A 3421-nucleotide genomic window follows, 5' to 3' on the forward strand; every position below is an offset into this window, starting at 1 on the left:
ATCGGGTTGCGCAACAGCCCCACTGCCTCGATTTCCACCTCAACCACATCACCGACCTTCATGAACAGCGGCGGCTTTTTGCTCCAGCCGACGCCGGCAGGCGTGCCGGTGATGATCACATCGCCAGGCACCAGCGTAAATATTATTGATGCATAGTTGATCAGCCGCTCGACCGAAAAGATCATGTGCCCGGTGTGACTGGATTGAACCACTTCTCCGTTCAGACGCGTCTCGAGCTTTAATTGTTGGCCCGGCTTGATCTCGTCAGCGGTCCACCATCCATGGCCCAAACGCGCCGGTCGATTCGAAATTCTTGCCCGAGGCGATCTGCTTCGCGTGAAATTGCCACTCGCGCACGCTCGCGTCGTTGTAACAGACATAGCCGGCTACGTAGTCAAACGCTTCGGCAACGGGTATGTCGCGGCCCTCTCGGCCGATGATCACGGCCAGCTCACCCTCCCAGTCCAGCGACGGAGACACATTGGGAAGCACGACCGGCTGCTCGTGCCCCGTCTGCGAGCGCCACACTCGAAGGAAGATCGGAGGATATTCCGACAACTCGCGTTGCATTCCAGCGGCCAGCACTTCCTGATGGTGGTCCATGTAGTTGCGAACCGCGCAAACAATCTTTTCCGGTTTCGGGATGACTGGCAGAAAGACGATCTCACTCAGCTGGGCATCGATGGGACGGCCCTCAACGTGCTCAGCCGCGTCGCGGTACCCGCCACAGGCGATGTAGTCCTGCAACGTCTGCACATCGGTTCGCCAGTTCGACAAGTCCACCACCCCATCGCCGACGACAGCGCCCCAAGCTTCCCGACTTCCCACGCGATAGGACAAAAGCTTCATGTTTATCTCCGAATCAACTAGCGCAGATCAAAAACGTCCACCGCAAACTATATCGGCAAAAGTAATTTTTGTGCATAAAATTTTCCCTTAGGCAGACACCGTGGAGAAGCCAAAAAGCGCAGCTCGATCCGCCCACCTTTTGTAAGCGTTCCCAATGTCATCCGACTGTCCCACGTCTAGTCGCTCGACCTCTTCAGCGCTCAGCAGAACGACTAGCCTGTGCATTCGGTGCCATACAACTCCAACCCCGTTGCGATGTCATAGCGCGAGCTTTGAATACTGCGAAGCATCCGACAGGCATGCCATAAGTCACTGAACCGCCCCGGGGCGATTCAGCCTAAATCCGGCAGTTACCCGGTCGCTGGCAGCGCTGGGGCTGGCCTGGGTGGCCCGATGACGGGCGCGATGCGATCACTGATGTAGCGCAGCGGGCAAGCCCCAGCGCTGCCAGCGACCGGGTAACTGCCGGATTTAGGTTGAGATCAAGATCCCACAGCAGGCCAAGGACGACGTGGTCTTTGTTAAGTAAGACCACCCAGACAGCCAGGGCCCAATCAGAGAGAAAGCAAGGCTTGCTCGGCGAGCGGCAGCCCGGCGCTGGAAGACAGGCTGTTGCCGCGAGCGCCAAGGCTCCATGACAACCGGAACCACCATTAGCTGCCTGAGCGCTAAAGTGACCAATGTTGCAGTTTGCCGTGAGTAAGTCGGGCCGCGGAACAGGCACCATGTAGGCACCAACCGCGTTTGGTGCCCCAGAAAGGAGAAACGGGCTAGCCCCTGGCAAGGCTAACCCGTTGATTTTTCTCGCTGTCTTTGGTCGGGGTGGCGGGATTCGAACTCGCGACCCCTTGCACCCCATGCAAGTGCGCTACCAGGCTGCGCTACACCCCGACAAGACTTCCATTATAGGCAGAAAATTCACTGAATTGAAAGCAGGTCGCGGATCGCCAGCAATTCTTCTCGCACCTGCGCAGCACTGGGGTTTTGCGGCAGGACGGGATGCACACGCAGCTCGGCAGCGAGACCGCTGGCGTCGAGTGCGGCAGCTCCGAAGTGGCCGCTCGAAGTGCTGCTGTCCGCACGCGAGGCCTGCACGAGCGTGGCCATGTCCAGTTCGTCGCTCAGCGGATCGATCGTGATGTCGCTGCTGGAGAACTCGCCACCTTCGATGTGACCGGCTTCCTGCAGGCGGTTGCGGGCACCGCTGATGGTGAAGCCCTGGTCGTACAGCAGTTCGCGGATGCGGCGGATCAGCAGCACTTCGTGGTGCTGGTAGTAGCGCCGGTTGCCGCGGCGCTTCATCGGGCGCAGCTGGGTGAATTCCTGCTCCCAATAGCGCAGCACATACGGTTTGACACCGCACAGCTCGCTCACTTCGCCAATGGTGAAGTAGCGTTTGGCCGGAATGGCCGGCAGCAGCGGTGCGGCTTCATGGTGCATGGCGGAAAGAGGCCCCAATCACCGAGATATCAACGGGTTCTCGCAGGGCGCTGTGACTTTACTCGAACTCCTCGGCCGGCGGGACATCCCCCTGCACGACAGCCTTGAGCTTGTGGCTGGCGTGGAAGGTGACGACGTTGCGGGCCTTGATCGGGATCGACTCGCCGGTGCGTGGATTGCGCCCGGGCCGCGGCGCCTTGCGGCGGATCGCGAAGTTGCCAAAACCCGACAGCTTCACGTCGTCGCCGCTGACCAGCGCCTGGTTCACGATGTCGAAGAACGCTTCGACCATGTCCTTGGACTCGCGCTTGTTCAGGCCCAGCCGCTCGAAAAGCAGCTCGGCCAGTTCGGCCTTGGTCAGGGTCGGTGTTTCAACCGAGGTCAGCAGCAGCCGTCCGGGCGGTTGCAGGTCATCCTCGGACGGATCATCGTTGCCGTCGTTGCCCATCATGCTGGTCATGGTGTGGCGCCCTTCCCTCAAGCCCGCAGGCGCGCGCCGTGCGCGGCCTGCACCCGGGCAACTGCTGAGACGACTGCGGCGTCGATGCGCTCTTCGGTCAGCGTGCTGCTGTCGTCCAGCAGTTCCAAGCGCACGGCCAGGCTGCGTTCGCCCGCGGCAATGTCGGCCGTCGGCTGGGCCGGCTTGTAGACGTCGAACAGCCAGGCGGCGCGCACCAGCGGATCGTCGCGCAGCGTGCCCATCAGCGCGTCGTGCGTGACCTTGTCGGCCACCACCAGCGCCAGGTCACGCTGGATGAGCTGCTGTCGCGGCACGCCCTGGGCGGCCGGCAGTTCGCGCTTCTGCACCGCGGCCAGGTCCAGCTCGAACAACACCGGTGCCTGCGGCAGCTCGTAACCCTGGCGCCACTTCGGATGCAGCTCGCCGATGTGGCCGATGGTCGCGCCGTCCAGCTGCACCGCGGCGCAGCGGCCAGGGTGCATGGCGGGATGCTCGGCCGCCACGAAGGTGGCCTTGCGCGGCGCCAGCAAGGCTTCGATGTCGCCCTTGACGTCGAAGAAGTCCACCGCCTTGTCGGCCTGCGCCCATTGCGGCGCTGCCGCCGGACCGTAGACCAACGATGGACTTGTGGAGTTTTTTTTCCCCATACTCCCTTAGCAGGGGAGCACCTTC

At 61.9% G+C, this 3421-nt stretch carries 3 protein-coding genes, 1 tRNA gene and 1 pseudogene; all 5 read right to left on the reverse strand.

What is annotated here, in order from left to right:
* Positions 1-849: pseudogene (locus FKP22_RS24740) on the reverse strand (fumarylacetoacetate hydrolase family protein); the annotation flags it as partial.
* 814 nt (positions 850-1663) lie between these two features.
* Positions 1664-1740, reverse strand: a tRNA-Pro gene (locus FKP22_RS24745).
* 27 nt (positions 1741-1767) lie between these two features.
* Positions 1768-2289, reverse strand: coding sequence for a MerR family transcriptional regulator (locus tag FKP22_RS24750; protein ID WP_141290314.1), 522 nt, complete (start codon positions 2287-2289; stop codon positions 1768-1770).
* 58 nt (positions 2290-2347) lie between these two features.
* Positions 2348-2737, reverse strand: coding sequence for an integration host factor subunit alpha (locus tag FKP22_RS24755; protein WP_141290316.1), 390 nt, complete (start codon positions 2735-2737; stop codon positions 2348-2350).
* 29 nt (positions 2738-2766) lie between these two features.
* A complete protein-coding gene (locus FKP22_RS24760) occupies positions 2767-3366 on the reverse strand; it encodes a phenylalanine--tRNA ligase subunit beta-related protein (RefSeq protein ID WP_233446962.1) in 600 nt (199 codons plus the stop codon).
* Positions 3367-3421: the final 55 nt, after the last annotated feature.

Source organism: Ideonella azotifigens, assembly GCF_006519715.1.
In the GTDB taxonomy this organism is placed as follows: domain Bacteria; phylum Pseudomonadota; class Gammaproteobacteria; order Burkholderiales; family Burkholderiaceae_C; genus Ideonella; species Ideonella azotifigens.